This window comes from Candidatus Cloacimonadota bacterium (genome assembly GCA_011372345.1).
Taxonomy (GTDB): Bacteria; Cloacimonadota; Cloacimonadia; order Cloacimonadales; family TCS61; genus DRTC01.
This window is the reverse complement of the sequence record DRTC01000277.1, coordinates 1-4,337: the sequence shown is the minus strand read 5'-3', so window position 1 is coordinate 4,337 and position 4,337 is coordinate 1. Positions and strand designations below refer to the sequence as shown.

The window sequence follows — 4,337 nt, the reverse complement described above, 5'->3', positions numbered from 1 at the left end:
TTATTCGATATTTGCACGACCTCCGGAGCAATGTATGCTCGTGCGGTTATTCCGGAAGCAGCATCTGATAAAGCTTATTTGATCTATGCTCTGCAAATCCTACCCGATGGGATTAGAGGATTCGTTCTAGCAGGAATTCTGGCGACTATTTTATCAACATTAGATTCTTATCTTTTCATTGCCGGAACAACTGTTTCTTTCGATCTGATGCCCAAAAGATTCAAAGGAAAGATTTATCTGCATCAATTGGGAATCATCATCGTAGGAATTATCGCTGTTTTGATGGGTCTCTTATTTGAAGGAAATATCAAAGCAGTCTGGAAAACGCTGGGAAGTTATTCTGCCAGTTGCCTGCTTTTACCGGTTATGTATGGATATATTTTTCCTAAAAAAATCAAAGATATGCAATTTGTTTTTGCTAGTATTTTGGGTGTGATAACTGTCAGTGTCTGGCGAAATATTCCTTTAACAGGATTCTGGCAGAATGTAGATGAACTTTATATGGGAATTATGGCAACATCTCTGGGTTTAGCAGGTTATGGTCTTGTGAATAAAATCTTAACAAAGCAGAAATCCTAAAAGATAATTGAATTTATTAATTTCGTTACACACTTATTCCCAAATTTTATTTGGGAATACAATTGGATAAGAAATTTCATTTCGTGTTTAGTTAAATCTCCTTCCCATTTAAAAATCAAAGTAAAACTTTTAACAATAAACATTCCCAAATAAAATTTGGGAATGAGGATAATTTGAACATCTGTTTAACTGGATCAATCTCTTAACGCTTTTACAAGATAAAAATATTTCTCTGAAACCGGAGTAAATTCATAATTGAGAACTGCGGTGGAATCCAAATAATTCGAAACATCCGGATCAAAATACGGATCTTCCGAACAGTAAATAAAATAATAACCCGCACCGATAATTTCATCCCAAACAAGCATCATATTCTGATTTTCATAAAAAATATTCAATTCAGGAGAATCGATGAACATTCCATTATTGAGAATATTCAAATCTCTAATCGAGACATACGGAACATAACTTTGATCATTCGCTGCTGATAAATATGTATCGATCAATGATTGTTGAGTCAAATATTCCACAGAAAAAACAGGAATACCCGCATTTAGAAATTCCGTTAAAACATCGATCCGGTATTGCTCGGGATTGTATGGATTGTTATTATCATCATCTCCATAAAAGAAAATATCCTCGATCCCAATCGCAGAAATATCATTAAAATATTGCTGTTTCAAAGTTTCCAAAACATTTGCTTCGATAATGATCTGTTCCCCATTTTGCGGTATGAGATAAAAATCGTCTCTTCCTGTTTGCGTGTCAATATAATTCCTGATATTATGGACGAATTCTACCATCAAGGAATCGGCGAGAGGTTGCTCGGGATTCTCATCCATCCAGTAATAATAAGCATCGATGATATCCATATAAATTCCATCGAAACCTTGCTCGATGATTCTATCCAAATAAGAAAAAATGATATTCTGCCATTCGGATTCCCAGAAACGAACCTTATAATTTCCTTCCCAATCAGGATTTTCCGGTCCGAGCCAAGAAGGTGGATTTGTTTCCCAAACAGGATTCCAATAAAAACGATAGTTTTCCGCTTCTCCGATGGAAATATAGGAAATCGCATATTTTCCTGAAACCTGGATGGAATCGATCTGTTCCCAACCGAATTCTCCGGATTCCGTTCCATCCGCAGAATAATCCATCACGATCAATTCGAAAGTGTTGTTATTAACGATCTCATTAATATTTATATCTTGCAGTATGTATGACCAGGGAGTATTATAAAGATTTTCCGTTGCGATAGATAGATATGTTAATCCAAAAAATAGAACCAGAATTAAAAGAATGTTCTTCATTATTTATTACCTCATCAAGATCATTTTTTGAGAAATTTCTTTTCCCGAAGATGAAATCTTGCAGAAGTAAATTCCTGAATTCTGATCTCGGTTGTTATCATCTTTTCCGTCCCAGACAATTTGTTGATCTGAAGATTTATCGATTTGGAGATTTTTGTAAGTTTTCACTTTCTGTCCCTTAATATTATAAATTGCAATTTCGGTGTTTTCAGTGATTTCGGTGTTTAATTGAAACGAAATTGTCGTTGTTGAATTAAACGGATTGGGATAATTTCGGATAAATGTTTCAGTGCTTTCGATATTTTCATCCTCTGCTGAAGTCGAATACTGATATAACTTTACAGAGCCGTTCACCATTTGCGGATTCTGGATATGAAGTCTGTTGGAAAAAATGAAATGCCAGTTATCTGTTTCCGGAAGTTCAAATTCATAAGCATCACTATTGATATTTTGATTACTGTAAATTGTCTCAAATTGTTGTTCTGCGAGGAACATATTAGAATTAAATTCATCCGTTACAAAAAAATCTATAAATCCGGTATCGATAATTTTGGCATAAGATTTGTCATAAACAAGACCATCTATATCATCATGCTCGATCACTCCTTTAATTGCATATTGCGGAACATCAAATTCAACAACGATCTTAAAATCATCGATTTCATTGGCAGGAGGATCTACCGAAACCAAATCCGGTTCCGGCATAGAATTTGAGACATTCAAGGCTAAATTGCAGGTTTCCCCTGGTTCCGGAGAAGAGACCAAAAGAGCAGTTCCAATTGAAGGAGCATTTCCGATCCAGGTTTCGGCACGAGCAAAATAATCGAATCCGTCACTGACTGTGAAAGTTACCAAACCGTTATTATCAGTATAAGCGACCATAGATTGCAGAATTTCCTCATCTGGCCTTTGCACATAAAGTTTCACTTTTCCACCATCGACGGGCTGATCATTCTCATCCAAAATGGAAAGATTTATCGTGGAATAATCGACATAATGATGAGTTACGGTCGTGAGCAAACCATCGCTCCTGACTTCAAAAGGAGAGATCGCATTGCTGTCATAACTTCCATAAAAAGTCGCTCCCCATTCCCAATAATAAGATTCATAATGTTCCCAATCTTCGAGCCACATTTCACTGAAAGTATGATCCCAGATATTTATCCAGTTGCTGATACTTGTGGTTGGAATTAACAGCGAGCGTCCGACGGCAGCATTTAAATCAGCATATTCTCCGCATCTTCCCATTCCTTTGTAGGCAATTCTGACAGGTTGATGAGGTCTGTCTCCGGGAGAAGTAAATTCCATATCCGCATTGATCCATTTCGACATTCTATGAAGAGCATAATCGAGACTGTCTCCGTAGGGTGAAATCGGTTGAGCGAACCATTCTCCCCCCGGACAATCGCAGCCGATCCCATCCCAGACATATTCACAGCCAGCCATCATCTCCCGCAAATTCAAAGTATCATTAAAAGTATGATTAAAAATATAATCATGCCAGAAATAACCTTCACCAGGCTCTACAATATTTCCCTGATGATTGTATTCTAAAATTGTCGGATCGATAAAAGCCGGGATTTCATCTGTTATTTTGGGATGAGCAATGTACATATAATAGATTTCTTTGGGAATCTCAACCTGCTCCATTTCTCCATCTTCATTCAATTTCCAATATACAACTGTAGAATAATAATTTTCATCGGTAGTAGAACTTCCGTAATCGATCACATCCGCATAATCCAGATAAATGTCGTTCAGATAAATATAAACAGCATTCATTATTAGAACTTCCGGATTTGCCAGATTCGATCTCAAATAGGCAGGAGAAAGAGTTGCGATCGCAAAAGCAATCTCATCGATATAAGGATATGAAGCATCGAGAATGACTTCTGCCCAAAGATCCTGTTTATCAATTGGAATAGATTTAAAGCGAAGATTTAACGGATGTCTCATCCAGTTTGGTGCTTTTTGAATTGCCTGTTTTGCAAGATCGGTTAAATAAGTTATATCGGTACTGAAAGTGCTTAAAGATTCCGTATTCCGATTGAAATAGACATCAAAATAATATCCGTTAGGAAAAGTTGCAGGAATATATTCTTTCAAAGAAAATGAGTCGATCAAAGTCCAGTTTCTTTCTACTGTGATTTGATCAAATTCAGTTTTTGGATTTTGAATCGGATCGAATTCTTTGGCAGTTTTCCCCGACCAGAAAGTATTTTCATTAAATCGTTCAAATTCCTGTGTTAAGCAATCACCAAAGATATTAACATTTAGTGAAAAAAATATGAAAATAAAGGTAATAAATTTCATCGCTGATTCCTACAAATTTTTTTCAAATATTTTTATGAATGATAATTTAGCAATAATAATTTTATGTTAACTGACATTTCCCACTTCAAATTGTAATTTAAATTAAGTCATATTGCTAACCTCGTAGAGGTT

The 4,337-nt window shown here is 35.8% G+C and carries 3 protein-coding genes; 1 reads left to right on the top strand and 2 read right to left on the bottom strand.

Annotation, left to right across the window (positions count from 1 at the left end):
* Positions 1 to 579 (top strand): sodium:solute symporter family protein (locus ENL20_05420; GenBank protein ID HHE37995.1); only part of this gene is annotated, 579 nt, incomplete at its 5' end.
* Between the two features lie 194 nt (positions 580 to 773).
* On the opposite strand, the gene ENL20_05415 is transcribed toward ENL20_05420, so the two are convergent.
* The gene (locus ENL20_05415) at positions 774 to 1,892 is read right to left on the bottom strand and encodes a hypothetical protein (GenBank protein HHE37994.1); all 1,119 of its coding nucleotides are present in this window, start codon (positions 1,890 to 1,892) and stop codon (positions 774 to 776) included.
* A gap of 6 nt (positions 1,893 to 1,898) precedes the next feature.
* Positions 1,899 to 4,205 (bottom strand): T9SS type A sorting domain-containing protein, encoded by a 2,307-nt coding sequence (locus ENL20_05410; GenBank protein ID HHE37993.1) that lies wholly within the window; start codon positions 4,203 to 4,205, stop codon positions 1,899 to 1,901.
* Positions 4,206 to 4,337 lie beyond the last annotated feature (132 nt).